This window comes from Kaistia hirudinis (assembly GCF_014196455.1).
GTDB classification, from domain to species: domain Bacteria; phylum Pseudomonadota; class Alphaproteobacteria; order Rhizobiales; family Kaistiaceae; genus Kaistia; species Kaistia hirudinis.
Genome location: NZ_JACIDS010000004.1, coordinates 252,248 through 276,469, shown reverse-complemented (window position 1 = coordinate 276,469; position 24,222 = coordinate 252,248). Strand labels below are relative to the sequence as shown.

Below are 24,222 nucleotides of genomic sequence, written 5' to 3'. Positions count from 1 at the left end.
CCCGGGAACCGACATTTAGGCGGCCGAAGGCGGTCCTTCAATATAACCCGGATAAATATCAGCCACCGCGGAGCGCCAGGCGTTCGGCCTTCTGCCTCTCGACCTCGCGACGCTTGCCGACGAGAGAGGCGATCAGCACGCCCGTCGCCACGATCGCGATCAGGATCGTGGAAATGGCATTGATCTCCGGCGTCACGCCGAACTTCACCTGACTGAAGATCTTCATCGGCAAGGTCGTCGCCCCGGGGCCGGTCGTGAAGCTGGCGATGACGAGATCGTCCAGCGACAGGGTAAAGGCCAGCATCCAGCCCGCAATGACGCCGGGCAGGATCAGCGGCAACGTGATGACGAGGAAGGTCTTGAAGGGCGGGCAGCCGAGATCGAGCGCCGCCTCCTCGAGATTGCGATCGAATGCGACGAGGCGCGACTGCACGACGATCGCAACGAAACACATGGTCAGCGTCACATGCGCCAGCGTGACGGTCCAGAAACCGCGGTCGACGCCGAGCGCAACGAACAGCAGCAGCAAGGAGAGGCCGGTGATGACATCAGGCATCACGAGCGGGGCATAGATCATGCCCGAGAAGACCGAACGGCCCAGGAAACGCCCGAAACGCACCAGCGTGATCGCCGCAAGCGTGCCGAGAAGCGTGGCGACCGTCGCCGACACAAAGGCGAGACGCAATGTGATCCAGGCCGCATCGAGCATCGCCTGATCCTGCAGCAATTCGAAATACCAGCGCGTGGAAAAGCCACCCCACACCGTCACGAGCTTCGAATCGTTGAAGGAATACATGACCAGGATGATGATCGGCGCGTAGAGGAACGCGAAGCCGAGCGCGACCGAGGTCGTGTTGAACCAGCTCTGTCCCTTTCTCATCGACCGATCCTCACTTCTTGGCCTCGTTCGCTTGCAGGACGTTCTGGAACAGGACGATGGGCACGACGAGGATCAACAGCAGCACCACGGCGACCGCCGAGGCGAGCGGCCAGTTGCGGTTGTTGAAGAACTCGTACCAGAGCGTCTTGCCGATCATCATCGTGCCGGAACCGCCCAGCAGTTCAGGGATGACGAATTCGCCGGTGATCGGGATGAACACCAGGAAGCAGCCCGCGATCACGCCGGGCAGCGACAATGGGAAGGTGATCTTCCAGAAGGCCTGGATCGGCGGGCAACCGAGATCGGCGGCGGCCTCCAGCAAGGTGTCGTCCATCTTCTCCAGCGTGGCGTAGAGCGGGAGGATCATGAAGGGCAGGTAGGAATAGACGATGCCGATATAGACCGCCCAGTTGGTGGTCAGGATCGTCAGCGGCCGATCGATCACGCCTGTCCAGAGCAGGAAGCCGTTGAGCAGGCCCTCATTGCCCAGAATGCCGATCCACGCATAGACGCGGATCAGGAACGACGTCCAGAACGGCAGGATCACCAGCATGACCAGCGCCCCGCGCCACTCGGCGCGCGTCCGCGCCATGCCATAGGCGATCGGATAGGCGACGACCAAGATCAGAACAGTGGAGATGAGCGCGATCTGCAGGCTGGAAAGATAGGCCTGCCAATATTTGGAATCGCTGACCAGCTGCAGATAGGTCGCCGGCGAGAGCTGCTGGATCTGGGACCAGAGGCCGGAGAGTCCCTCCGAGAGATCGAAGACCGGCTTGTAGGGCGGCAGGGCCCTGGCGCGGGTCGAGAGCGAAATCTTGAAAACGTTGAAGAACGGAATGAGGAAGAAGATCAGCAGCCAGGCAAAGGGAATGGCGACGACGAGCCAGCGCATGCCGCTTCGCTTCGCCGGGGGAGAGACCGTATCCGTCGCCGCCATGTCGTTTGGTTCCCTCGCCCGTCCGCCCTCGCCTGTCGTTGCCGGTGGCCTATCTCGTCAGGATGACGCCCGCATCATGCGACCAGGTCAGCCAGACCTTGTCTTCCCAAGTGATCGGCCGCTCGACCAGGCGCGTCGCGTTGGTGATCGTCGCTTTGAGCGTGGCGCCGGTCGACAGGCGCACATGGTAAATCGACACATCGCCGAGATAGCCGATGTCCCAGACCTCGCCGCGCACCGCATTCACCGACGGATCGGTCGGCGCGTCGAGCGAAATGCGCACCTTCTCCGGCCGGATCGCGAACCACGCCTGGCCGCCCGTCGGTGCGGCGGTCTCCTGGCGAACCTCGACATTGGCGCCGGTCGCGGCGCATTCCAGGCGGGTGGAGCCCGGCGGTGCCGGCGCCAGATGCCCCTCCAGGATGTTGATGTCGCCGATGAAGTCGGCCACATAGCGCGAGTTCGGCTGCTCGTAGATCTCGGCCGGTGTCGCGACCTGGACGATCCGGCCCTGGTCCATGACAGCGATCCGGTCCGCGACGGTCATCGCCTCCTCCTGATCGTGCGTCACGATCAGGAACGTCATGCCGAGCTTCATCTGCAGGTCAGTCAGTTCGAACTGCGTCTCCTCGCGCAGCTTCTTGTCGAGCGCGCCGAGCGGTTCGTCGAGGAGCAGCACCTTGGGTTTCTTGGCGAGCGAGCGGGCGAGCGCCACGCGCTGCCGCTGGCCGCCCGAAAGCTGCTGCGGCTTGCGGCGTGCGAACTTCTCGAGCTTGACGAGAGCCAGCATCTCCTCGACGCGAGCCTTGATCTCGGCCTTCGGCGTGCCGTCCTGCCTGAGACCGAATGCGATGTTGTCCCACACCGACATATGCGGGAACAGCGCATAGGACTGGAACATCATATTGGTGGGACGGCGATAGGGCGGGATGCCCCCGAGGTCCTGTCCATCGAGGAGGACCTGGCCGTCGGTGGGCTCGTCGAAACCGCCGAGCATGCGCATCAGCGTCGTCTTGCCACAGCCCGATGGACCCAACAGCGCGAAGAACTCCCGCTCGTAGATCTGGAGGCTCAGATCGTCCACGGCGACGAATTCGCCGAAACGCTTGGTGACATGACGGAATTCGATGAAGGGCTTGACGCCCGGATCGTTCCACGGCGCAAAGGAGCGCCGGATCGGACCAATTGCAGGACCCACCATCGCCATTCCCTTCGCCGGATGAGGGAGCCGTCCGAGCCTGAGGTTCGGACGGCCGCGATCAACACAAGCCGCTTACTGCGCCGCAAGCACCTTCTGCCAGAGATCGGTCATCTTGTCCTGAACGTCCTCGGGATTCGGCGTCGTCGTATAGAGATGCGCGAACGTCTCGGGCAGCGGGTAGATCGTCGGGTCCTTCAGGATCGTCGGATCGACATATTTCTGCGATTCGAGATTGCCATTGGGGTATTTCACGAAGTTCGTCGCCTTGGCGATCACTTCCGGCTTCTGGATATAGTTGATGAAGGCGAACGCCGCGTCGGGGTTCGGCGCGTCCTTCGGCACGACCATGGAATCCATCCACAGCAGCGCGCCTTCCTTCGGGATCGAATAGTGGACGTCAACGCCGGCCTTGGCGCTGTCCTTGGCCTGCAGGATGTCCCCGGAATAGGAGAAGACGAGGCAAGCCTCGCCCGTCGCCAGCGGATTGATCAGCGAGGAATCGAACTTGCGGATATAGGGACGGACCTTCGTCAGCAGGTCGGTGGCCTTCTGGAAGTCTTCCGGATTCTTGGAATCCGGATTGATGCCGAGATAGTTCATTGCGGCGGGCATCACGTCTTCGGGCGAATTCAGGATGTAGATGCCGCAGTCAGCAAACTTGGCCGCCACTTCCGGCTTGAAGATCATGTCCATGGAATCGACGGGGGCGTCGGGCATGCGGGCATCGATCTTGGCCTTGTCGTAGCCGAGACCGGTCGTGCCCCACATGTAGTTCACGGCGTATTTGTTGTCCGGATCATAGGTCGCGAGACGCTTGTAGATATCCGGCCAGTTGTACTGGAGATTCGGGATCTTCGACTTGTCGAGCGGCTGGAAGACGCCGGCCTCGATCATCAGCTGCATGTTGCGGTCGGTGGGAACGACGATGTCGTAGCCCGAGCGGCCGGCATACATCTTGGCTTCGAGCGTCTCCATGGCATCGTAGACGTCGTAGACGACCTTGATGCCGGTTTCCTTCTCGAAGTCCTTGAGGATGGAATCGTCGATATAGTTCGACCAGTTGTAGATATGGACTTCCTTGTCGGCCGCGGAAGCGGAACCAACCGCCAAGACGCTGGCGCTCAAGGCCAACGCGCCAAGAACCTTCTTCATTCCCTGCACCCTCCGATGGTCGCATGCGGCGATCGACGAGCCCCGCCAGCCCGATTTTCTCGAACGTTATGTGGCTTTGCGGCGGGGCTCAACCGATTCTTCGGCACTGCGACAAAGGCTATGCACAGGCGGGCGCAGTTGACTTCGGAACCCGCCTGGCGTCACCTCCCGAACATTGGAGAGACGCCGCAGGAGGCATCGTGAACAAGCGGAAGAAGCCGCTCAAACCGCGCGAGGATGCCAGGCGTGGCGTGGCTTCGCTGGAAGAAGCCCGCGAGTGGCTGAAGCATCGCGGGATCGAGGACATTGAGTGCGTCGTGCCGGATCAGGCCGGCGTGGCGCGCGGCAAGATGATGCCGGTGTCCAAGTTCCTGGCCGGCCCGACGATGTCGATGCCGGGTTCGATCCTGACCCAGACGATCACGGGCGACTATCCCGATGACGACGCGGACTATCAGAGCGACGTCGCGGATCAGGACATCCTGTTCGAGCCGGACTTCTCGACGCTGACCGTCGTGCCCTGGGAAGGCGATCCGACCGCGCAGCTGATTCATGACGGCTATCACCGCGACGGTCGGCCGGTCGAGACGGCGCCGCGCCAGGTTTTGCGCCGCATGGTGGAGCTCTATCACCATCAAGGCTGGAACCCGGTGGTGGCGCCGGAGATCGAGTTCTATCTCGTCAGGCCGAACCACGATCCGGATTACCAGCTCGAGCCGCCGACCGGGCGTTCGGGACGGCCCGAGGCGGCGCGGCAGTCCTATTCGATCGCGGCGATCAACGAGTTCGACGATCTCTTTGACGACATTTATGATTTCTCGGAGCAGCAGGGTCTGGAGATCGACACGCTGATCCACGAGGAAGGCGCCGCGCAGATGGAGATCAATCTCCTGCACGGCGATCCGCTGATCCTCGCCGACCAGGTCTTCCTGTTCAAGCGCACCATTCGCGAGGCCGCGCTCCGGCATGATATGTACGCGACCTTCATGGCAAAGCCCATGTCGCGCGAGCCGGGCTCGGCCATGCATATCCATCAATCCGTGACGGATCGCGAGACCGGGCGCAATATCTTCTCCGATGAAGACGGCGATCCGACGCCGGAGTTCTTTGCCTTCATCGGCGGATCGCAGAAATATCTTCCGGCCGTCATGTGCATGCTGGCGCCTTATGTCAATTCATACCGCCGTCTCGTGCGCTCTTCTTCGGCGCCGGTGAATACGCAGTGGGGCTACGACAACCGGACCGTCGGGTTGCGGGTACCGAATTCCTCGCCGGCGGGACGGCGGCTGGAGAACCGGCTGCCCTCGTCGGACGCAAATCCCTATCTCGCCATCGCGGCCTCGCTCGCCTGCGGCTATCTCGGCCTGATGGAAGGTCTGAAGCCGGGAGAGCCGGTCACGGGATCCGCCAATTCGGACGAAATCGACCTGCCACGCAGTATCCTCGAGGCGGTTTCGCTGTTCGAGGACTGCGAGGAGCTCGTCGAGATCTTCGGCAAGCGCTTCGTCTCGACCTATCGGGCAATCAAGCAGGCCGAATACGAGACCTTCATGCAGGTGATCAGCCCCTGGGAGCGCGAATACCTGCTGCTCAACGTCTAGCGCCGGATTTCGCCCGCAGGCCGCCATTGGCGAAACTGCGGGCGAACGCCTCCGCCGCGCCGGGATCAGGACCGATCGAGTGACCTCTCTCTCCAACGCCACCGCCGACTATCGCGCCCGCGACGCGGCGCATCACATCCATCCGTTCTCGGACATGAAGTCCCTGAACGCGGAGGGCAGCCGCGTCATCGTGCGGGGCGAGGGTGCCTGGATTTGGGACAGCGACGGTAACCGTATCCTCGATGGCATGTCGGGTCTGTGGTGCGTCAATATCGGGCATGGCCGGCCGGAGATCGCCGCGGCGATCCAGCGGCAGATGGCCGAGATCTCGTATTATAACACCTTCTTCAAGACGACCCACCCGCCGGCGGTCGCCCTCGCGGAGGCGCTGGCCCGTCTTTCTCCGCCGCAGTTCAACCATGTCTTCTTCTGCGGCTCAGGCTCCGAGGCCAACGACACCGTCATCCGGATGGTGCGGCATTATTGGGCGACCCTCGGCAAGCCGAAGAAGACCGTGCTGATCGCCCGCAAGAACGCCTATCACGGCTCGACCATGGGCGGCGGCAGCCTCGGCGGCATGGCGCCGATCCATTCGCAGGGCGGGCTGCCGATCCCCGGCATCCACCACATCGCCCAGCCCTATTGGTTCGGCGAAGGCGGCGAGGCGACGCCCGAGGAATTCGGCATCCAGGCGGCGCGGGAACTGGAAACAGCGATCGAGGAACTCGGCGAGGAGAACATCGCAGCCTTCGTCGCCGAGCCGATCCAGGGTGCCGGCGGCGTGATCATCCCGCCCGCCAGCTATTGGCCGGAGATCGCGCGCATCCTGAGGGGCCGCGAGATCCTGCTCGTCGCCGACGAGGTCATCACCGGCTTCGGCCGCACCGGCAACTGGTTCGGGTCGCAGACCTTCGGCATCGAAGCCGACCTGATGCCAATCGCCAAGGGGCTCTCCTCCGGCTATCTGCCGATCGGCGGCGTCATGGTCTCGGACAAGGTCGCCGACGTGCTGATCGGGCCGGGCGGCGAATTCCACCACGGCTTCACCTATTCCGCCCATCCGCTCACGGCCGCCGCGGCGCTCGAAAACCTCCGCATCATCGAGGAAGAAAAGCTCGTCGATCGGGTCCGGGACGATATCGGGCCGTATCTGCAGAAGCTCTGGCTGGCGCTCGGCGATCATCCCCTCGTCGGCGAGGCGCGCATGACCGGCCTGATGGGCGCGCTCGAACTGGTGCCGAACAAGCCATCGCGGGCGCATGCCTTCCCCGATACCGGCAAGGTCGGCACGATCGCGCGCGATTTCTCGTTCCGCAACGGCCTCGTGATGCGCGCGGTGCGCGACTCCCTGATCCTCGCGCCGCCGCTGACGCTGACCCATGAGGAAGCGGACATTCTGGCGGCGACGGCGAAGAAGACGCTCGACGACACGCTCGCCGAGGTGAAGCGGCTGGGACTGGTCGCGTGATGGGGGGGCGTGGCTCCGTCCTGTCCCCTCCCCCCTTGGGGAGGGCTAGGGAGGGGGGCCCCTCTCGACACCGGGAAATCGTCGCAGGACAGTTCCGTCGTCCGGCAAGCGCCCCCCTCTCCAGCTCTCCCCCACAAGGGGGGAGAGGGCGCGCCACAACCGTTATCGACGTCGCAGCATGACCGACCGGCCGCCCTCCTGGTACGAGGCGACGGCGGATCGCGCGCTCGCCTTTCCTCCGCTCGACGGCGATACGACCGCGCATGTGGCGATCATCGGCGGCGGCTTCACAGGCCTTTCCGCCGCGCTGCATCTGGCCGAGGCCGGAATCGACACCGTGCTGATCGAAGCGAAGGCGATCGGCTGGGGCGCTTCGGGTCGCAATGGCGGCCAGCTCCATACCGGCCAGCGCCGCGATCAGGACTGGCTCGAACGCCAGTTGGGGCGCCCGGCCGCGCATGAGTTGTTCACCCTCGCCGAGGAGGCGAAGGCGCTCGTCCACACGCTGATCGACAGGCACGGCATCGACGCCGAATGGCGGCCGGGGCTGATCGAGGCCGTGCATAAGCCCCGTCTCGTCGACGAGGAACGGCACTATGTCGACAAGCTCAACACCGAATATGGCTATCCGCACGCCGAATGGGTCGAGCCCGACCGCCTCGCCGCGATGATCGGCACCAAGGACTATTTCGGCGGCCGGCTCGATCGCACAGCGGGGCATCTGCATCCGCTGAAATTCGCGCAGGGACTCGCCCGCGCCGCCGCCAAGGCCGGCGCCCGCCTGCATGAGCACACACCGGCGATCCGTCTCGTGGATGGCGCGACGCCGACGATCGAGACGGCGCGCGGCCGCATCCGGGCCGATATCGTCGTGCTCGCCGGCAACGGCCTGCTCGACGGCATCGACGCGGAGACCGAGACCCGCGCCATGCCGATCAAGAACTACATCCTGACCACGGCGCCGATCGGCGCCGGCCAGCCCGGCGGCCTCATTCCCGGCGGCGAGGCGGTCTCGGATTCGCGCTTCGTGGTCTATTACTGGCGCCCCACGGGCGACGGCCGCATCCTCTTCGGCGGCGGCGAGACCTATTCGCGGCGCGACCCGGCCGACATCACCGCCTTCGTGCGCCGACATCTCCTGAAGATCTATCCGGGCCTCCGCGATGTCCGCATCGACCATGCCTGGGGCGGCACGCTCGCCGTCACCGTCAAGCGGCTGCCCTTCCTTCGCCGCCTCAGAACCGGCGTCTATGCCGCGTCGGGCTATTCGGGCCAGGGCGTGGCGCTCGCCCCCTATGGCGGCAAGATCATTGCCGACGCCATCCTCGGCGATCCCGGCCGCCTCGACGCCTTCGCCGCCCTCCCCTGCCCCCGCTTCCCCGGCGGCAAGCTGCTGCGCTGGCCGGCGCTGGTGGCCGGCATGAGCTGGTATGCGCTCAGGGACAGGCTCTAGAGCGCTTCATGCCCTGATTGAAGCGCAGACGGCGCCGCTAACGCCGCCGCCTCCCTATCGCTCCCCGATCGCCGAGAGCGCCACGATGGCCGCCGAGGCCCGGTTTTCGACACCGAGCTTCTGGTAGATCGTTTCCAGGTGCTTGTTCACCGTGCGGGGCGAGAGGCCGAGGATTTCGCCGATGTCGCGGTTGGATTTGCCGCGCGCGATCCACAGGAGCACCTCCGCCTCGCGCTGCGTGACCGCGAACTGGCGGCGAAGCGCCGCCTCGTGGCCGCTCTCGTCATCGGCCGTCAGGCGGAAGAGGAACTCGTCCTCGCCCGTCCTGCCGAGGAAGGAGAGCTGCAGCTGACGGCCGCCCTCGACGGTGATCGGCGTCGGCGGCGAGACAGCGCCGCGCTGGCCGGCGGAAACCTTGAGCCACACGCGCACCGCCTCCGGCAGGTGGATCGTGCCGCCCTCGTTGGGCAGCGCCGCCTCCAGCAGCTTTGCCGCCTGCGGCGTGCACCAAAGGATCGCGCCGGCCCGATTGGCGGCGAGCAGATAGCGTCCGGCCGTATCGAGCGCCATGCGCGCGCTCTGCGCGGTGCGGGCATTGGCGAGATGGACGCGGATCCGGGCGAGCAGCACGTCGAGCACGATCGGCTTCGTCACATAGTCGACGCCCCCGGCTTCGAGGCCCTCCAGAATGTGCTCGGTCTCGGAGAGACCGGTCATGAAGATGATCGGCACATGGGAAAGCCCGGCATTGGCCTTGAGCCGCCGGCAGGTCTCGAAACCGTCCATGCCCGGCATGACCGCGTCCATCAGGATGATGTCGGGCGTGATGCGCTCGACGAGGGCCAGCGCACGCGCGCCTTCGGTCGCGACGAGCACGGTGGCGCCCGAATGCTCCAGCGCATCGGTCAGAAAGCTCAGCGTCTCGGGCGAATCGTCCACCACGAGGACGATGTCGCGGGCGCGCGAAACCTCAGCCATTGGCGTGCGTCGCTTCCCTGTCAGTCGTATCGGCGTTCATGCGCCCGGCGTCCGTGGGTTCCGAAATCAACTGCTCCAGCGCGGCGGTATAGCCGCCGAAATCGAAGCTGCGCACATGGCCGCGCAGCATGGCGACGAAGGCCTGGTTGCCGGCCACGCCGTCGAGCTCCGCGAGCTTGGCTTCGATGCCCCGGACATAGCCGATCGCGCCGAGATCGAGAAGCTGACGCACATGGTCCGCCCCCGGACTGCGGATCGCATCGGCCTCCGCCTCGACCTTGGGGGGCGCCGCGGCCTCGTCGGTCCATTCGAGGCGCAGCAGCGCCTTGATGCGGTCGAGCAGCTGGCGCATGTCGAAGGGCTTCGGCAGCGCCCCGTCATGGACCGCATCCTCCGCCCGCTCGGGCTGCATCTCGCCGATATTGGCCGATACCATCAGGATCGGCGCGCTGTGCCCGGCCTCCCGCAGCCGCACCGCGAGCTCCCAACCCGTCATGCCGGGCATGGAGATGTCGAGCAGAAACAGGTCCGGCCGGATGTCGGCGGCGAGCGCGAGGCTCGACGGGCCATCCGGCATGGCGAGCACGATGAAGCCGAGCGGTTCCAGCATCTGCCGCACGAGATCGCGGTGATCTTCGTCGTCGTCGACGACGAGGATCGTCCGGCGCGGCCCCTCATAGCCGAAGATCCGCTTCGGCAGGGCCGGCGACGGCGTCGGCCGGTCGATGGCGGCGAGCATCACACGGACATTGAAGCGGCTGCCGATTCCGACCTCGCTGGTGACGGTCAGGTCGCCCCCCATGAGTTGGGCCAGCATCTTGGTGATGGTGAGGCCGAGCCCGGTGCCGGGCGTCATCTTGGCGGCGGCGCTGGTGCCACGCTCGAACGGCTCGAAGATGCGATCGAGATCCTCCACGGAGATGCCCGGCCCGGTATCGTCGACCGTGATGGTCGCGATCTGGCTGCGATAGGCGATCCGCAGCGTGACGACGCCGCTCTCGGTGAATTTGATCGCGTTCGACAAGAGGTTGACGAGGATCTGGCGCAGCCGCTTCTCGTCGGTCGCAACGACCTCGGGCAGCCGCTCCGGCCGCTCGAAGCGGAAGGCGAGCCCCTTCGCCTCGGCCTGGAAACGGAACATGTCGACGATCTGGTCGAGGAAATCGTCGAGCCGCACCTCGTCGCGCTGCAGCCGCAACCGCCCGGCCTCGATGCGCGAGATTTCCAGCAGCCCGTCGATCAGGCCGGAGAGATGCTCGGCGCTACGGCGGATGACCGAGATATTGCCCCGCCGCGCGCGCGGGATCGCCTCGTCGCGCTCCAGGATCTGCGCATAACCGAACACGGCGTTAAGCGGCGTGCGCAGCTCGTGCGAGAGGCCGACGAGGTAGCGGCTCTTGGCGAGGTTCGCCGCCTCGGCCGCCTCCTTGGCGCGCTGCAGCTCGGCATCGGTCCTCTGATGCGCGCTGATCTCCTTGAGCAGCAGCGTCGTCTGGCGGGCCGATTCCTCCTGCGCGACGTGGCGGCTCTCATTGGCCAGCACGAGGAACCACGACGCGATGCCGGAGACGATCAACAGGATGAAGAACGCGGCCCAGAGCGTCTGGCCGATGATGGCGCTATGCGCCCCGCCATAGGAGGTCGCCTGGACGTGGATCAGCAGCAGCACGATGCTGATGACGCCCATGAACAGCGTCAGGATACCGAAATACTGGATGATACGCGGGCTGATCTTCACCGCCAGCCGCTTCGGCAGCACGGCCGACACGGCCTCGCCGACCTGCACCTGCAGCCTTGCGTGCGGCTTGCAGAGGTCGTGGCAGCGCGCATCGAGCGAGCAGCAGAGCGAGCAGATCGGCCCGGAATAGGCCGGGCAATAGGCGCTGTCCTCCGGCTCGAAGAAATGCTCGCAGACCGTGCACTGGATCTCGGTCCGCTCCATCCAGTGGGCGCGCGGCTTGCGGGCGAGGTAGTAGCGCCCGCCGGTCGCCCAGGCGATCGCCGGGGCGACGACGAGCGCGAGGCCGAGCGCGATGAAGGGCGCCAGCGCCTTCGCCGTCTCGCCGAGGAGACCGACGGCGGCAATGAGCGAGATCGCGGCCGCGATGCCCATGGAGCCGACGCCGACCGGGTTGATGTCGTAGAGATGGGCGCGCTTGAACTCGATGCCCGGCGGCGAGAGGCCGAGCGGCTTGTTGATGGCGAGGTCGGCGACGATTGTGCCGAGCCAGGCGACGGCGACGACCGAGAACAGGCCGAGCGTCTGTTCGAGCGCGCGATAGATGCCGAGCTCCATCAGGAGCAGCGCGATCGCGACGTTGAACACCAGCCAGACGACGCGGCCCGGATGGCTGTGCGTCAGGCGGGAGAAGAAGTTCGACCAGGCGAGCGAGCCCGCATAGGCGTTCATCACATTGATCTTGAGCTGCGACACCACCACGAAGGCGGCGGTGAGAAACAGCACCGCATCGGGCCAGGGCAGCACATAGCCGAAGGCGACGGCATACATGCGCGCCGGCTCGGCGGCATGCTCGGCCGGCACGGCGTGGCGCAGCGCCAGCACCGCGAGGAAGGAGCCGAACAGCATTTTCGGCGCGCCGACGATGATCCAGCCCGCGCCGGCGAGCAGCATGGCGAGGCGGTCGCGCCAGCCGCGCGGCCCGGCCGGCGGCACGAAACGGAGAATGTCGACCTGCTCCCCGATCTGCGGCATCAGCCCGAGAATGACCGAGCAGGACGCGCCGAAGGCGACGAGGTCGAGGCTCGACCCGCTCGCCGCCGGCGCGAGGCCGGGGAAGTTCAGCCAGTCGGAGACCGAGCCGCCGTCCTGCCACAGGATGAAGCCGACGGGCAGGATGTTGAGGATGATCCAGAGCGGCTGCGTGGCGATCTGGAACCGGCTGATCCAGGTGATGCCATGCGTGACGAGCGGGATCACCGCGGCCGCCGACAGCACATAGCCGAGCCAGATCGGGACGCCGAACGCCATTTCGAGCGCCGTCGTCATGATCGAGGCTTCGATGGCGAACAGGATGAAGGTGAAGGTGGCGTAGATCAGCGAGGTGATCGTCGAGCCGATATAGCCGAAGCCCGCGCCGCGGGTGAGGAGATCGATGTCGACGCCATAGCGCGCGGCATAGCGCGCGATCGGCAGGCCGGTGAGCAGTAGCACCACGCCGACGACGAACGTCGCCGCGATGACGTTGACCGTGCCATGCGACAGCGTGATCGTGCCGCCGATCGCCTCCAGCGCCAGGAACGAGATGGCGCCGATCGCCGTCTGCGCGACGCGCGGCGACGACCAGCGCCGGGCGCTCTTCGCCGTGAAGCGGAGCGCATAGTCTTCCAGCGTCTGGTTGGCCACCCAGCGGTTATATTCCCGGCGCACCGGAAGGATGCGCTGGCGCCCGGCCAAAGTTCCCCTGCTCACGCGATAAGCCTGCCTAGGATTGCGGCACCAGAGTAGCGATCCCGCGCGCCAGCGCAAGGAAGGCGGCACCGCTCACGAAGGACCGCCGCGGCGCACCCTACGTCGTTCGACGTATATGCCGCAGTGCGGAAACCGTCCGAGAGTTGCGCCGGGCGTCGCGGGGTTCCGTCCTTCCAGGGAGCCGTCCGTGTCGTTTCGAGCCTCTCAACGATGGACGATCGCCGCATCCGGTCCCGCCGGCCGGCGTGAAGCAACAGGGGGAATTCAAGCATGTTGAACAAGGTGAGCCGGACAATCGGCGCCCTTGCGACGGCGGCGACGATCGCCGTCGGCGCGACGAGCGCCTTTGCCGCGGACGATACGATCAAGGTCGGCATTCTGCACTCGCTCTCGGGCACGATGGCGATCTCGGAGACGACGCTGAAGGATACGGTGCTCTTCCTGATCGACGAGCAGAACAAGAAGGGCGGCGTTCTCGGCAAGAAGCTCGAGGCCGTCGTGGTCGACCCCGCGTCCAACTGGCCGCTCTTCGCCGAGAAGGCGCGCGAGCTGATCAGCCAGGACAAGGTCTCGGTGGTGTTCGGCTGCTGGACCTCGGTGTCCCGCAAGTCCGTCCTGCCGGTCTTCAAGGAGCTGAACTCGATCCTCTTCTACCCCGTCCAGTACGAGGGCGAGGAGAGCGAGCGCAACGTGTTCTATACCGGCGCCGCGCCGAACCAGCAGGCGATCCCGGCCGTCGACTATCTGATGAGCGAGGAAGGCGGCGCCGTGAAGCGCTGGGTGCTCGAAGGCACCGACTACGTCTATCCGCGCACGACCAACAAGATCCTCGAGGCGTACCTGAAGTCGAAGGGCGTCGCCGAAGAGGACATCATGATCAACTACACGCCGTTCGGCTTCTCCGACTGGCAGACCGAAGTCGCCGCCATCAAGAAGTTCGGTTCGGCCGGCAAGAAGACCGCCGTCGTCTCGACCGTCAATGGCGACGCCAACGTTCCCTTCTACAAGGAGCTCGGCAACCAGGGCATCAAGGCCGAGGACATCCCGGTCGTGGCCTTCTCGGTGGGTGAGGAAGAGCTCGCCGGCATCGACACCGCCCCGCTCGTCGGCCATCTCGCCGCCTGGAACTATTTCCAGTCGATCGACACGCCGGAGAACGAGGACTTCATCAAGAAGTGGCATGCGTTCATCAAGAACGACAAGCGCACCACCAATGACCCGATGGAAGCCACCTATATCGGCTTCAACGCCTGGGTCGCCGCTGTCGAGAAGGCCGGCACGACGCAGCCCGACGCCGTCATCGACGCGCTGATCGGCGTCTCGGTGCCGAACCTGACCGGCGGCTTCTCGACCATCATGCCGAACCACCACATCACCAAGCCGGTCTATATCGGCGAGATCCAGGACAACGGCCAGCTCGACGTCGTCTGGCAGACCCCTGGCCTCGTGGTCGGCGACGAGTGGTCGGACTACCTGCCGGACTCGAAGGACCTGATCTCCGATTGGCGCGCCCCGATGTCCTGCGGCAACTTCAACGTCAAGACCGGAAAGTGCGGCGGCTCCTGATCGAAGCCCGGCACGGATCCTGCTTGGACCCTCTCTGAACCGACGGGGGCGGCGAGCCGCCCCCGTTTCTCCCGGACGAGAAGTCCGGTCCGGCCGATCAATTCTCCTTAAGACGAACTGGTACCGCCGACCATGCGCCCGTTCCCTTCCCGGCTTGCAGCTCTCGCCATCATCGCGCTGACACTGTTCGGCGTGCTCCGCCCGGCCTTCGGCGCCGACCTGACGGCGCAGGTGAATGCGCTCGGCCAGGGCGACTATGCCGCGCTCGAAAAGGCGATCGGCGATCTCGCCGCGACCGGCGATCCGCAGGTCGCGCCCGTCCTCGACGCGCTCTCCAATGGCGATCTCTATGTGCGCAAGTCCGACAACGCCGTCGTCAAGGCAACGAAATCCGGCAGCGGCTTCACGCTCACCGACCCGGTGACCGGCGCAGCGCTCGGCGAGGCCGGGCGCAGCGGCGTCACCAAGATCAAGGTCAACAACAAGATCCGCGGCCTCGTCCGCTCCGCCACGGGATCGCTGACGCTGATGAGCGCCGATCCCGCGCAGCGCCGCTCGGCCGCCGCCGACGTGTTCAGGAGCGGCGACCCGGCGCAGATTCCCCTGCTCGACCAGGCGATCGCCAAGGAAACCGATCCGGGCGTCAAGAAGATCATGACCGAGGCGCGCGCCGCCGCGGTGCTGAAATCCGACATGGGCGACGCCGACAAGATCGCCGCCATCGCGGTGCTGTCGACGCGGGCCGACCAGGACGCGCTCGCCATGCTCGCCTCGACCGCGAGCGGACCGGATGGCGCCGTGAAGAGCGCCGCCGCCGATGCCGTCGCCTCGATCCAGGGCCAGCTCAAGCTCTGGGAAGGCGTCCAGAACATCTGGTACGGCGTCTCGCTCGGCTCGGTGCTGCTGCTCGCCGCCATCGGCCTCGCCATCACCTTCGGCGTGATGGGCATCATCAACATGGCGCATGGCGAGATGGTCATGCTCGGCGCCTACACGACCTTCGTCGTGCAGGAGATCATCCGCAATTCCTATCCCGAGCTGTTCGACTGGTCGCTCGCCATCGCGCTGCCGCTCGCCTTCCTCGTCTCCGGCGCGGTCGGCGTGCTGATCGAGCGCTCGGTCATCCGCTTCCTCTATGGCCGCCCGCTCGAGACGCTGCTCGCCACTTGGGGCATCTCGCTGATCCTGCAGCAGGCGGTGCGCACCTATTTCGGCCCCAACAACCGCGAGGTCGGCAACCCTTCCTGGATGTCCGGCGCCTTCGACCTCGGCAATATCGCGATCACCTATAACCGCATGTGGATCGTGGTCTTCGCGCTCGGCGTTTTCGCGGTGCTCATGCTGGTGCTGAAGCGCACGCCCTTCGGCCTGCAGACCCGCGCCGTGACCGCCAACCGGCCGATGGCCTCTTCCATGGGCATCCGCACGCCGCTGGTCGACGCGCTGACTTTCGGCCTCGGCTCCGGCATTGCGGGCATTGCCGGCGTGGCGCTCAGCCAGATCGACAATGTCAGCCCGAATCTCGGCCAGAGCTACATCATCGACAGCTTCATGGTCGTGGTGTTCGGCGGCGTCGGCAATCTCTGGGGCACGCTGGTCGGCGCCTTCACGCTCGGCATCGCCAACAAGTTCCTCGAGCCCTATGCCGGCGCGGTGCTCGCCAAGATCCTGGTGCTCGTCTTCATCATCCTGTTCATCCAGAAGCGTCCGCGAGGCCTGTTCGCCTTGAAGGGCCGCTCGGTGGAGGCCTGAGCATGATCATGATCGCCCGGGCGATGCGTCTCGTTGATCAGCCGGCGTCACGCATGTCGGCCCCCCTCTCCGGCTCTCCCCCACAAGGGGGGAGAGGGTGGGCCTCGCACGTCATCGATGCCGCATGCTCTTCCTTCTCCTCCCCCCTTGTGGGGGAGGCCGGGAGGGGGGCCACCGGGGCAGCGCACTGTCACGGCAAAAGAGCCGACGAAACATTGCAGCAAAAGGCGACGTCATGATCACCGCCTTCTTCTTCCGCGCGCTCGACGGCAAGACCTGGGCGGTGCTGGCCGTGCTCCTCGGCATCGGCATCGCGCTGCCGCTCCTCAGCCTGACCGACCCGTCCTTCCCGCTCCATGTGCCGACCTATGTCGTCGCGCTGGTCGGCAAATATCTGTGCTACGCGCTGCTCGCCCTCTCCGTGGATCTCGTCTGGGGCTATTGCGGCATCCTCTCGCTCGGCCACGCCGCCTTCTTCGCGCTCGGCGGCTACGCCATGGGCATGTATCTGATGCGCCAGATCGGAACGCGCGGCGTCTATGCCAATCCGATCCTGCCCGATTTCATGGTCTTCCTGAACTGGACCAAGCTGCCCTGGTTCTGGCACGGCTTCGACATGTTCTGGTTCGCTGCCATCATGGTGCTGCTGGTGCCGGGGCTGCTCGCCTTCGTCTTCGGCTGGTTCGCCTTCCGCTCGCGCGTCACCGGCGTCTATCTCTCGATCATCACCCAGGCGATGACCTATGCGCTGCTGCTCGCCTTCTTCCGCAACGACATGGGTTTCGGCGGCAATAACGGCCTGACCGACTTCAAGGACATTCTCGGCTTCAACATCCAGGCGCCGGAAACGCGCGGCGTGCTGTTCTTCGCCTCGGCCTTCGCGCTCGCGCTCGGCTTCCTGATCTGCCGCGCCGTCATCGCGTCGAAGTTCGGCAAGGTGCTGATCGCGGTCCGCGACGCCGAGAGCCGCACCCGCTTCATCGGCTACCGCGTCGAGGGCTACAAGCTGTTCGTCTTCGTGCTCTCCGCCATGATGGCCGGCGTCGCCGGATCGCTCTACGTGCCGCAGATCGGCATCATCAATCCGGGCGAATTCGCCCCCGCCAATTCGATCGAGGCGGTCATCTGGGTCGCCGTCGGGGGGCGCGGCACACTGATCGGCCCGATCGTCGGCGCGCTGCTCGTGAACTTCGGCAAGACCTGGTTCACGAGCGGCGTGCTTGCCGAATACTGGCTCTTCGTCCTCGGCGGCCTGTTCATCGCCGTCACGCTGTTCCTGCCCAAGGGCGTGGTCGGCACGCTGATGGCGCGGGCCCGCAAGAAGCCGGACGAAACCAAGGCGCCGGGGGCGCTGTCGCCGATCGAGGCCAGTCAGGCTGCGGAGGAAGGAGCATGAGCGCACCGGAAAAGAGCCACGAGAAGGCGAAGAACTCGCTGCTCTATCTCGACGGCGTCTCGGTTTCCTTCGACGGGTTCAAGGCGCTGAACGCCCTGTCGCTGGTGATCGAGCCGGGCGAGATGCGCGCCATCATCGGTCCGAACGGCGCCGGCAAGACGACGATGATGGACGTCATCACCGGCAAGACCAAGCCGGACGAAGGCGACGTCTATTTCGCCGGCACGACCGATCTGACGCGCATGGACGAGGCCTCGATCGCCTCGCTCGGAATCGGCCGCAAGTTCCAGAAACCGACCGTGTTCGAGAGCCACACGGTCTGGAACAATATCGACCTCGCGCTCGCCGGCGTGCGCAAGCCCTTCGCGACGCTGTTCCATCGGACGAGCGCAAAGGAAATCGCCCGCATCGAGGAGATCCTCGCCACCATCCGCCTGACCGACAAGAAGGACTGGCTCGCCGCCAATCTCTCGCATGGCCAGAAGCAATGGCTGGAGATCGGCATGCTGCTCGCGCAGGAGCCGCAACTCCTCCTCGTCGACGAGCCGGTCGCCGGCATGACCGATGCCGAGACGATGGAGACGGCGGCGCTGCTGCGCGAGATTGCCAAGACCAAGTCCGTCGTCGTGGTCGAGCACGACATGCATTTCGTGCGCGAGCTGGACGTCAAGGTGACCGTGCTGCACCAGGGCTCCGTGCTCTCCGAAGGCACGCTCGATCACGTCTCCGCCGATCCGACCGTCATCGAAGTCTATCTGGGGCGCTGAGCCATGCTCGAAGCGAAGAACGTCGATCTCTATTACGGCGCCGCCCAGGCGCTGCGCGGCGTCTCGATCAAGGCCGAGACGGGCAAGGTGACCTGCCTCATGGGCCGCAACGGCGTCGGCAAAACGAGTCTGCTGCGCGCCATTGTCGGGCAGAAGCCGATCGCCGGCGGCGAGATCATCTGGGAGGGCAAGCCGCTCGGGCGCTCACCCTCCTATGACCGGGCCAAATCCGGCATCGCCTATGTGCCGCAGGGGCGCGAGATCTTCCCGCTGCTGACGGTGAAGGAGAATCTCGAGACCGGCTACGCGCCGATCGCGCGGAAGGACCGCTACATCCCCGATTATGTCTTCGACCTGTTTCCGGTGCTGAAGGACATGCTCGGGCGGCGCGGCGGCGACCTTTCGGGCGGCCAGCAGCAGCAACTGGCGATCGGCCGGGCGCTGGTGACGCGCCCGCGCCTCCTCGTGCTCGACGAGCCGACCGAGGGCATCCAGCCCTCGATCATCAAGGATATCGGCCGCGCCATCAAATGGCTGCGCGAGCAGGGAACGATGGCGATCCTGCTGGTCGAGCAATATTTCGATTTCGCGCACGAACTGGCCGACACCTTCGCCGTGATGGATCGCGGCGAAATCGTCGCTTCCGGCACCCAGGCCGAAATGGGCTCCGAATCGGTACGCGCTCACCTCACCGTTTGAGTCGCCTCACGGGGTGAAGCAGCGCTCGAACCGCTCGATGCTGCGCCCGTCGCGGCGGGCGCGCGCCAGATCTTTCTCCGCCGCGGTGCGGAACAGCGCGCGAATTTCGTCCGAGCGCACACCGTCGCTCGACATCAGCATCGCAATGATCGGCTCGTGCAGCAATTCGTTCAGCGAAGAATCCCTGCGCAGGCAGGTATCGGCGTCGTTCATGACGGACCTCCCTTTGGGTTCGCACATGAACGCAAGATTACGACGGGATGAGACAATTGTAAGACACGCCCGACGCGGGCGGTTCACAATCGCTTGATGCTGCAAGGCAATAGACGCCGGGCCGCTTATGCTGCGGCGTCGAAGGCGGTTACGATCTCCACGGCGCGGCGGCTCACTTCGGCAGCGTCGAAGCCGATCTTGTACAGGCTGGAGCCGATGCCGAAGCCCGCGCAGCCGGCCTTCAGGAACTCGCCGAAATTGGACGCGCCGGCGCCGCCGACGGCCAGGACGGGGAGCGCGGGCGGCAGCACCGCCTTGATGGCGCGGATGCCGGCGGAGCCGATCAGCTCGGCGGGAAAGAATTTCAGCGCGTCCGCGCCGGCGTCGATCGCGGCGAACGCCTCGCTCGGCGTGAACACGCCGGGGAACGACAGCAGCCGCAGTTCCTTGGTCCGGCGGATCACCGCCGCATTGGCGTTCGGCGACACCACGATCTGTCCGCCGACATCCTTGACCGCATCGACCTCCTGCGCCGTCAGCACGGTTCCGGCGCCGACCAGCGCGCGGCCGGCCGAGATCCGCGCCAGCCGGCCGATCGAATTGAACGGATCGGGCGAATTGAGCGGCACCTCGATCAGCGTGATGCCCGCGGCGACCAGCACCTCGAAGATGGCCTCGACCTCGTCGGGCTTGACCCCGCGCAGAATGGCGACGAGCGGCCGGTGACCGGCGAACAGGGGATGGGACATCGGCGAACCTCGGCAGCGACTTCGGGGCGAAAGGAGATCGGCCGCGACGAACACCGCGGCCGAAGCAGGGTCTACAGCATGCCGTTGGCGCGGGCGAGCTTGACGAGGCCGGCACGGACGAGATCGGTCCCGTCCAGCGTCTCGGCATCCTCGCCGAGAATGTGGAACGCCTTCAGATAGGCGCGCGCCAGTGAGCGCGAGCCGATGATGCGCACCGCCTCGCCGGCCTTGCGGAGGCCAATCTTGCGCGCCGCCGCAATCTCGCCGCCGATCACGAGGCCCGAGAGATAGGCGAGATTGTCGTCGCCGGACACGCCGTTCAGAAGCTGGCGCACCCGCACGGAGAACACCGCGGCGAGGAAGGGCAGTTCCGCCTCGACGCTGCGGCGCACCGCGAGTTCGAAATCGGGCGAGGAAGCGAGATCATCGGCCGATTCGGAGACGGAATGGCGCAGGAACGACTTCTTGGCGAGCAGTTCGAACATCTCGCCGGTCATGAAGGTCTGGAAGGACGTGATCTCGCCGGCGCGCACCGCCGCCCATTTCGAATGGGTGCCGGGCAGGATCGCCAGCCCCTCGAAATCCGGCTCCTTCTCCATCAGCCCCACAAGCTGCGTCTCCTCGCCGCGAATGACGTCGCCGTCGCGCGCTTCGGAGCGCAGCACGAGGCCGGGCACGATGGCGAGCGGGCGATGCTCGCTCGTCTCGAACCGCAGCAGGCCGGCGGTGAGCGCATCGAGCGAGGTCGGCACCGTGACATAGGCCGCCTCGCGCCAGCCCTGGCGGCTGCCGATCATGCCGGCCATGATCGCCGGGCGGTCCGGCCAGCCGGCGACGACGCGGTCGAACGCCTCCTCATGGCCTTGGCCGCCCAGCGCGGCGATGCCGTCGCCGCTCTCGGCCTCGGCCAGGATCGCACCCGTGCGGTCGAGCAGCATCGCACGGCAACGCGAGGTGCCCCAGTCGACCGCGATCAGGGCGGCGGTCTCGAATGGGTCTGCGGTCATCGAAGTTCAACTCCAGCGGGACGGTTGGACGCGTGCATCTGCCCGTCCTCCTCGGCAGACCGCGGACCGGATCGGGAGCCTCCATTGCCGCGCAACGCCGCCGGTCGGTAACGCAGGCGATGTCAGCGCAAAGGCCGCGGGGCGTCAATCGGCTTCGTCGTCACGCGCGCGGCACCGGTCCGGTCGAGCCGCGAATGACGAGTTCGACCGGCCATAATTCGTGGATCGTTCCCGGAGCGCGGCCGCGCAGCAGTTCCAGCATCAGTTCGCCCACCCGCTTGCCGGCGGCGCGAATCGAGGAACGCGTCGTCGACATGGTCGGCACCATGACGTCGGGATTGAGGAACGGAAACACGTCGTCATGCGCGATCATCGAAACGTCGCGGCCCAGTTCCAGCCCGGCCGCACGGATCGCGCGGAAGGCGCCAAGCGACATCATCATCGACGAGACCAGGAGCGCGGTCGGCCGCGGGCGCTCCGCCAGGAAGCGCGCGGTGATGCGATAGCCGATCTCGTCGGTCATCGGACCGCTCGCCAGCAGCCGCTCGTCGGCGACGAGCCCCCGCGCGGCGAGCGCGGCCCGGAACCCGTTCTCCCGGTCGCGGGCGAAGGTGTAGCGCAGATCACCATTGATCAGGCCGATCCGGCGATGGCCGAGATCGAGCAGATGCTTGGTCGCGTGCTGGAACGCCCCCTCGTTGTCGATGTCGAGCCAGGCGTGGTCGACGGGCGCCTCCGTGCGGCCATGCAGGATGAAGGGCAGCCGCAGGTTCGTCAGAAGCGGGATGCGCTCGTCCTCGATGAGCGGGCTCGCCAGCACGACCGCATCGACGCGCCCGTCGACCGCGATCCGCCGGTAGGTCGCCTCGTCCTGGTCCGGGCCGCTCGGCGTCAGAACGATGTCGATCTCCTCGCCGAGCAGCGTCTCGCCGAGGCCCGCCTGGAATTCGATATAATGCGGATCGAGCAGCATGTGGCGATCGGTCGGCATGACGATGCCGATCGCCCCTGCCCTGCCGGTCGCCAGACGGCGCGCGCTCGCATTCGGCTCATAGCCGTGCCGACGCGCGGCCTCCAGCACACGGCGGCGGGTCTCCTCATTGACCTCCGGATAACCGTTCAGCGCGCGGCTGACGGTTGTCTGCGAAAGCCGCAGGTGCGACGCTAGCTCCTTGAGCTTCATTGAGCTCTGTTCCTCCCGAATTAAATCCATTCAAAGCGCTTTCAAAGAGGCTGACAAGTGCCTTTGGCCGACGCCCGGTTGGACGGCGCGTACTTCTGCGCTGCACAACGGAGCCAGCACAATTGATTCCGACGGAACTTCAATGCAATGCACTGATTTATCGTATTATTTAGGGTCCGAATTTGTTGCGACGCAGCGATGAGCGTTCGCGTGCAAGGCTTGACACCGGCCTGCCCAACTGGTCATGTCCCACCTCAAAGCGCTTTGAAGACTTGGCTCCGATGCGAGTCCGAAGGGCGTTTTGGGGCGAGGGGTGCCGATGCTGTCATGGCCCGAGGGCGTCCGTGACGGCTGCCGAGGGACTCATCCGTTCCGCGCAGTCTGAAAATCTCTCTGGGAGGGTTCACAATGAAATTGCGTTCCGCGCTCCTCGGCTTTGCCGCGAGCTTCGTCATGCTGGCCGGCGCCGATGCCGCCAATCTTCAGATCGTGTCTGGCGATACGGGCAACGGCCTGGCAGTGCTTCGCGAGAAGCTCGATCTGTTCGAGAAGGCGACCGGCAACAAGGTCACGATCGTGCCGATGCCGTCGTCGACCACGGACCAGTTCGGCCAGTACAAGCTCTGGCTCGCCGCCGGCAATTCCGACATCGACGTCTATCAGACGGACGTGATCTGGGCGCCGCAGCTCGCCGAGCAGCTCGTCGACCTGACCGACGCGACGAAGGACGTCATCGGGCAGCACTTCCCGTCGATCGTCGAGTCGCAGACCGTGAACGGCAAGCTCGTCGCCATGCCGCTCTTCACCGACGCGCCGGCGCTCTACTACCGCAAGGACCTGCTCGAGAAGTACGGCAAGACCCCGCCGAAGACCTGGGAAGAGCTCGCCGCCACGGCGAAGGAGATCCAGGACAAGGAGCGCGAGGCCGGCTCCAAGGACATCTGGGGCTTCGTGTTCCAGGGCAACGCCTATGAAGGCCTGACCTGCAACGCGCTGGAATGGGTCAAGTCGAACGGCGGCGGCCAGATCGTCGAGGCCGACGGCACGATCTCGATCAACAATCCCAAGGCCGCCGCTGCGCTCGAAGCGGTCAAGGGCTGGGTCAACAATATCTCCCCGCCCGGCGTCCTCGCCTATCAGGAAGAAGAAGCCCGCGGCGTCTGGCAGACCGGCAATGCCGTGTTCATGCGCAACTGGCCCTATGCCTATGGCCTCGGCAATGGCGCGGACTCGGCCGTGAAGGACAAGTTCGACGTCGTTCCGCTGCCGGCAGGCTCGGCCGAAGGTGACAAGTCGGCCGCGACGCTCGGCGGCTGGAACCTCGCCGTGTCCAAGTATTCGAAGAACCAGAAAGAAGCCATCGAGATGGTGAAATTCCTGGCTTCGAAGGACATGCAGAAGCTGCAGGCGATGAAGGCGTCCAACCTGCCGACCATCATCGACCTCTATGACGATGCCGACATCGCCAAGACCGTTCCGATCATCCCGCGCTGGAAGGAAGTTTTCCTGAATGCCGTCCCGCGCCCGTCGGCTCCGACCAAGGTGAAGTACAACGAGGTTTCGTCCAACTTCTGGACCGCCGTGCACAACACGATCAGCGGCAACGGCTCGGCCGCCGACAATCTCGAACTGCTCGAGGCCCAGCTGACCAAGCTCAAGGGCGCCTCCTGGTAGTCGCCTTACGCTGAACTTCGCCTCCGGCCGGTCACGGCCGGAGGCGAATCGATTGACGGACGGCGCCGCTCCGCTACCGTCAGTCCTGACTGATGCGCCCAGAGCCCACAAAC

Annotated in this window: 19 protein-coding genes; 9 read left to right on the top strand and 10 right to left on the bottom strand. The window is 65.6% G+C overall.

Translation table 11 applies throughout. The annotated features are described in order from the left end of the window. Positions 1-58 precede the first annotated feature (58 nt). The 4 genes from GGR25_RS16030 to GGR25_RS16015 form a co-directional block, all read right to left on the bottom strand. Positions 59-880 (bottom strand): ABC transporter permease, encoded by an 822-nt coding sequence (locus GGR25_RS16030; protein ID WP_183399838.1) that lies wholly within the window; start codon positions 878-880, stop codon positions 59-61. Between the two features lie 10 nt (positions 881-890). Next, on the bottom strand, positions 891-1,820 hold the full coding sequence (locus GGR25_RS16025; protein WP_183399837.1) for an ABC transporter permease subunit: 930 nt from the start codon (positions 1,818-1,820) through the stop codon (positions 891-893). 49 nt (positions 1,821-1,869) lie between these two features. After that, positions 1,870-3,021: an ABC transporter ATP-binding protein gene (locus GGR25_RS16020; RefSeq protein WP_210299985.1), complete on the bottom strand. Its 1,152-nt coding sequence runs from the start codon at positions 3,019-3,021 to the stop codon at positions 1,870-1,872. Between the two features lie 72 nt (positions 3,022-3,093). Beyond that, positions 3,094-4,173 carry a polyamine ABC transporter substrate-binding protein gene (locus tag GGR25_RS16015; protein WP_183399836.1) on the bottom strand — a complete coding sequence of 360 codons (1,080 nt, stop codon included), beginning with the start codon at positions 4,171-4,173 and terminating at the stop codon, positions 3,094-3,096. A 200-nt stretch (positions 4,174-4,373) separates the two neighbouring features. Here GGR25_RS16015 and GGR25_RS16010 point away from each other — a divergent pair, with 200 nt between their 5' ends. From GGR25_RS16010 to GGR25_RS16000, 3 genes are all read left to right on the top strand, one after another. After that, positions 4,374-5,774, top strand: a complete 1,401-nt coding sequence (locus GGR25_RS16010) for a glutamine synthetase family protein (RefSeq protein ID WP_343068090.1) — start codon at positions 4,374-4,376, stop codon at positions 5,772-5,774. A gap of 79 nt (positions 5,775-5,853) precedes the next feature. Next, on the top strand, positions 5,854-7,242 hold the full coding sequence (locus GGR25_RS16005; RefSeq protein WP_183399835.1) for an aminotransferase: 1,389 nt from the start codon (positions 5,854-5,856) through the stop codon (positions 7,240-7,242). Between the two features lie 178 nt (positions 7,243-7,420). Then, positions 7,421-8,695 (top strand): NAD(P)/FAD-dependent oxidoreductase, encoded by a 1,275-nt coding sequence (locus GGR25_RS16000; protein ID WP_183399834.1) that lies wholly within the window; start codon positions 7,421-7,423, stop codon positions 8,693-8,695. A gap of 54 nt (positions 8,696-8,749) precedes the next feature. Here the strand turns inward: GGR25_RS16000 and GGR25_RS15995 are convergent, their stop codons facing one another. Together GGR25_RS15995 and GGR25_RS15990 are read right to left on the bottom strand one after the other, a co-directional pair. Further along, entirely contained in the window at positions 8,750-9,673 is a 924-nt protein-coding gene (locus tag GGR25_RS15995; protein ID WP_183399833.1) for a response regulator transcription factor, read from the bottom strand. Continuing rightward, complete coding sequence (locus GGR25_RS15990) at positions 9,666-13,088, bottom strand: ATP-binding protein (RefSeq protein WP_183400326.1); 3,423 nt, start codon at positions 13,086-13,088, stop codon at positions 9,666-9,668. The genes GGR25_RS15995 and GGR25_RS15990 overlap by 8 nt, the downstream gene beginning before the upstream one ends. A gap of 285 nt (positions 13,089-13,373) precedes the next feature. On the opposite strand from GGR25_RS15990, the gene urtA reads away from it, so the two are divergent. From urtA to urtE, 5 genes are all read left to right on the top strand, one after another. After that, the gene (urtA, locus tag GGR25_RS15985; RefSeq protein ID WP_183399832.1) at positions 13,374-14,669 is read left to right on the top strand and encodes an urea ABC transporter substrate-binding protein; all 1,296 of its coding nucleotides are present in this window, start codon (positions 13,374-13,376) and stop codon (positions 14,667-14,669) included. A gap of 132 nt (positions 14,670-14,801) precedes the next feature. After that, complete coding sequence (gene urtB / locus GGR25_RS15980; protein WP_183399831.1) at positions 14,802-16,421, top strand: urea ABC transporter permease subunit UrtB; 1,620 nt, start codon at positions 14,802-14,804, stop codon at positions 16,419-16,421. A gap of 235 nt (positions 16,422-16,656) precedes the next feature. Continuing rightward, positions 16,657-17,817 carry an urea ABC transporter permease subunit UrtC gene (urtC, locus tag GGR25_RS15975; protein ID WP_183399830.1) on the top strand — a complete coding sequence of 387 codons (1,161 nt, stop codon included), beginning with the start codon at positions 16,657-16,659 and terminating at the stop codon, positions 17,815-17,817. Further along, on the top strand, positions 17,814-18,584 hold the full coding sequence (gene urtD / locus GGR25_RS15970) for an urea ABC transporter ATP-binding protein UrtD (protein WP_183399829.1): 771 nt from the start codon (positions 17,814-17,816) through the stop codon (positions 18,582-18,584). Before urtC ends, urtD begins: the two co-directional genes overlap by 4 nt. Positions 18,585-18,587: 3 nt before the next feature. Further along, positions 18,588-19,283 carry an urea ABC transporter ATP-binding subunit UrtE gene (urtE, locus tag GGR25_RS15965; RefSeq protein ID WP_183399828.1) on the top strand — a complete coding sequence of 232 codons (696 nt, stop codon included), beginning with the start codon at positions 18,588-18,590 and terminating at the stop codon, positions 19,281-19,283. Positions 19,284-19,289: 6 nt separating this feature from the next. Here the strand turns inward: urtE and GGR25_RS15960 are convergent, their stop codons facing one another. The 4 genes from GGR25_RS15960 to GGR25_RS15945 all read right to left on the bottom strand — a co-directional run bounded on the left by GGR25_RS15960 (position 19,290) and on the right by GGR25_RS15945 (position 22,435). Further along, positions 19,290-19,496 carry a hypothetical protein gene (locus GGR25_RS15960; protein WP_183399827.1) on the bottom strand — a complete coding sequence of 69 codons (207 nt, stop codon included), beginning with the start codon at positions 19,494-19,496 and terminating at the stop codon, positions 19,290-19,292. Between the two features lie 125 nt (positions 19,497-19,621). After that, entirely contained in the window at positions 19,622-20,245 is a 624-nt protein-coding gene (locus GGR25_RS15955; RefSeq protein WP_183399826.1) for a 2-dehydro-3-deoxy-6-phosphogalactonate aldolase, read from the bottom strand. 71 nt (positions 20,246-20,316) lie between these two features. After that, positions 20,317-21,252, bottom strand: a complete 936-nt coding sequence (locus tag GGR25_RS15950; protein WP_183399825.1) for a 2-dehydro-3-deoxygalactonokinase — start codon at positions 21,250-21,252, stop codon at positions 20,317-20,319. Positions 21,253-21,412: 160 nt separating this feature from the next. Continuing rightward, positions 21,413-22,435 (bottom strand): substrate-binding domain-containing protein, encoded by a 1,023-nt coding sequence (locus GGR25_RS15945; protein WP_183399824.1) that lies wholly within the window; start codon positions 22,433-22,435, stop codon positions 21,413-21,415. A gap of 408 nt (positions 22,436-22,843) precedes the next feature. On the opposite strand from GGR25_RS15945, the gene GGR25_RS15940 reads away from it, so the two are divergent. Then, entirely contained in the window at positions 22,844-24,109 is a 1,266-nt protein-coding gene (locus GGR25_RS15940; protein ID WP_183399823.1) for an ABC transporter substrate-binding protein, read from the top strand. Positions 24,110-24,222: the final 113 nt, after the last annotated feature.

Coding starts and splice junctions, on each gene's coding strand:
- GGR25_RS16030 (WP_183399838.1), bottom strand. CDS start 880: ATGAGAAAGGGACAGAGCTGGTTCAACACGACCTCGGTCGCGCTCGGC.
- GGR25_RS16025 (WP_183399837.1), bottom strand. CDS start 1,820: ATGGCGGCGACGGATACGGTCTCTCCCCCGGCGAAGCGAAGCGGCATG.
- GGR25_RS16020 (WP_210299985.1), bottom strand. CDS start 3,021: ATGGTGGGTCCTGCAATTGGTCCGATCCGGCGCTCCTTTGCGCCGTGG.
- GGR25_RS16015 (WP_183399836.1), bottom strand. CDS start 4,173: ATGAAGAAGGTTCTTGGCGCGTTGGCCTTGAGCGCCAGCGTCTTGGCG.
- GGR25_RS16000 (WP_183399834.1), top strand. CDS start 7,421: ATGACCGACCGGCCGCCCTCCTGGTACGAGGCGACGGCGGATCGCGCG.
- GGR25_RS15995 (WP_183399833.1), bottom strand. CDS start 9,673: ATGGCTGAGGTTTCGCGCGCCCGCGACATCGTCCTCGTGGTGGACGAT.
- urtA (WP_183399832.1), top strand. CDS start 13,374: ATGTTGAACAAGGTGAGCCGGACAATCGGCGCCCTTGCGACGGCGGCG.
- urtB (WP_183399831.1), top strand. CDS start 14,802: ATGCGCCCGTTCCCTTCCCGGCTTGCAGCTCTCGCCATCATCGCGCTG.
- urtC (WP_183399830.1), top strand. CDS start 16,657: ATGATCACCGCCTTCTTCTTCCGCGCGCTCGACGGCAAGACCTGGGCG.
- urtD (WP_183399829.1), top strand. CDS start 17,814: ATGAGCGCACCGGAAAAGAGCCACGAGAAGGCGAAGAACTCGCTGCTC.
- urtE (WP_183399828.1), top strand. CDS start 18,588: ATGCTCGAAGCGAAGAACGTCGATCTCTATTACGGCGCCGCCCAGGCG.
- GGR25_RS15960 (WP_183399827.1), bottom strand. CDS start 19,496: ATGAACGACGCCGATACCTGCCTGCGCAGGGATTCTTCGCTGAACGAA.
- GGR25_RS15955 (WP_183399826.1), bottom strand. CDS start 20,245: ATGTCCCATCCCCTGTTCGCCGGTCACCGGCCGCTCGTCGCCATTCTG.
- GGR25_RS15950 (WP_183399825.1), bottom strand. CDS start 21,252: ATGACCGCAGACCCATTCGAGACCGCCGCCCTGATCGCGGTCGACTGG.
- GGR25_RS15945 (WP_183399824.1), bottom strand. CDS start 22,435: ATGAAGCTCAAGGAGCTAGCGTCGCACCTGCGGCTTTCGCAGACAACC.
- GGR25_RS15940 (WP_183399823.1), top strand. CDS start 22,844: ATGAAATTGCGTTCCGCGCTCCTCGGCTTTGCCGCGAGCTTCGTCATG.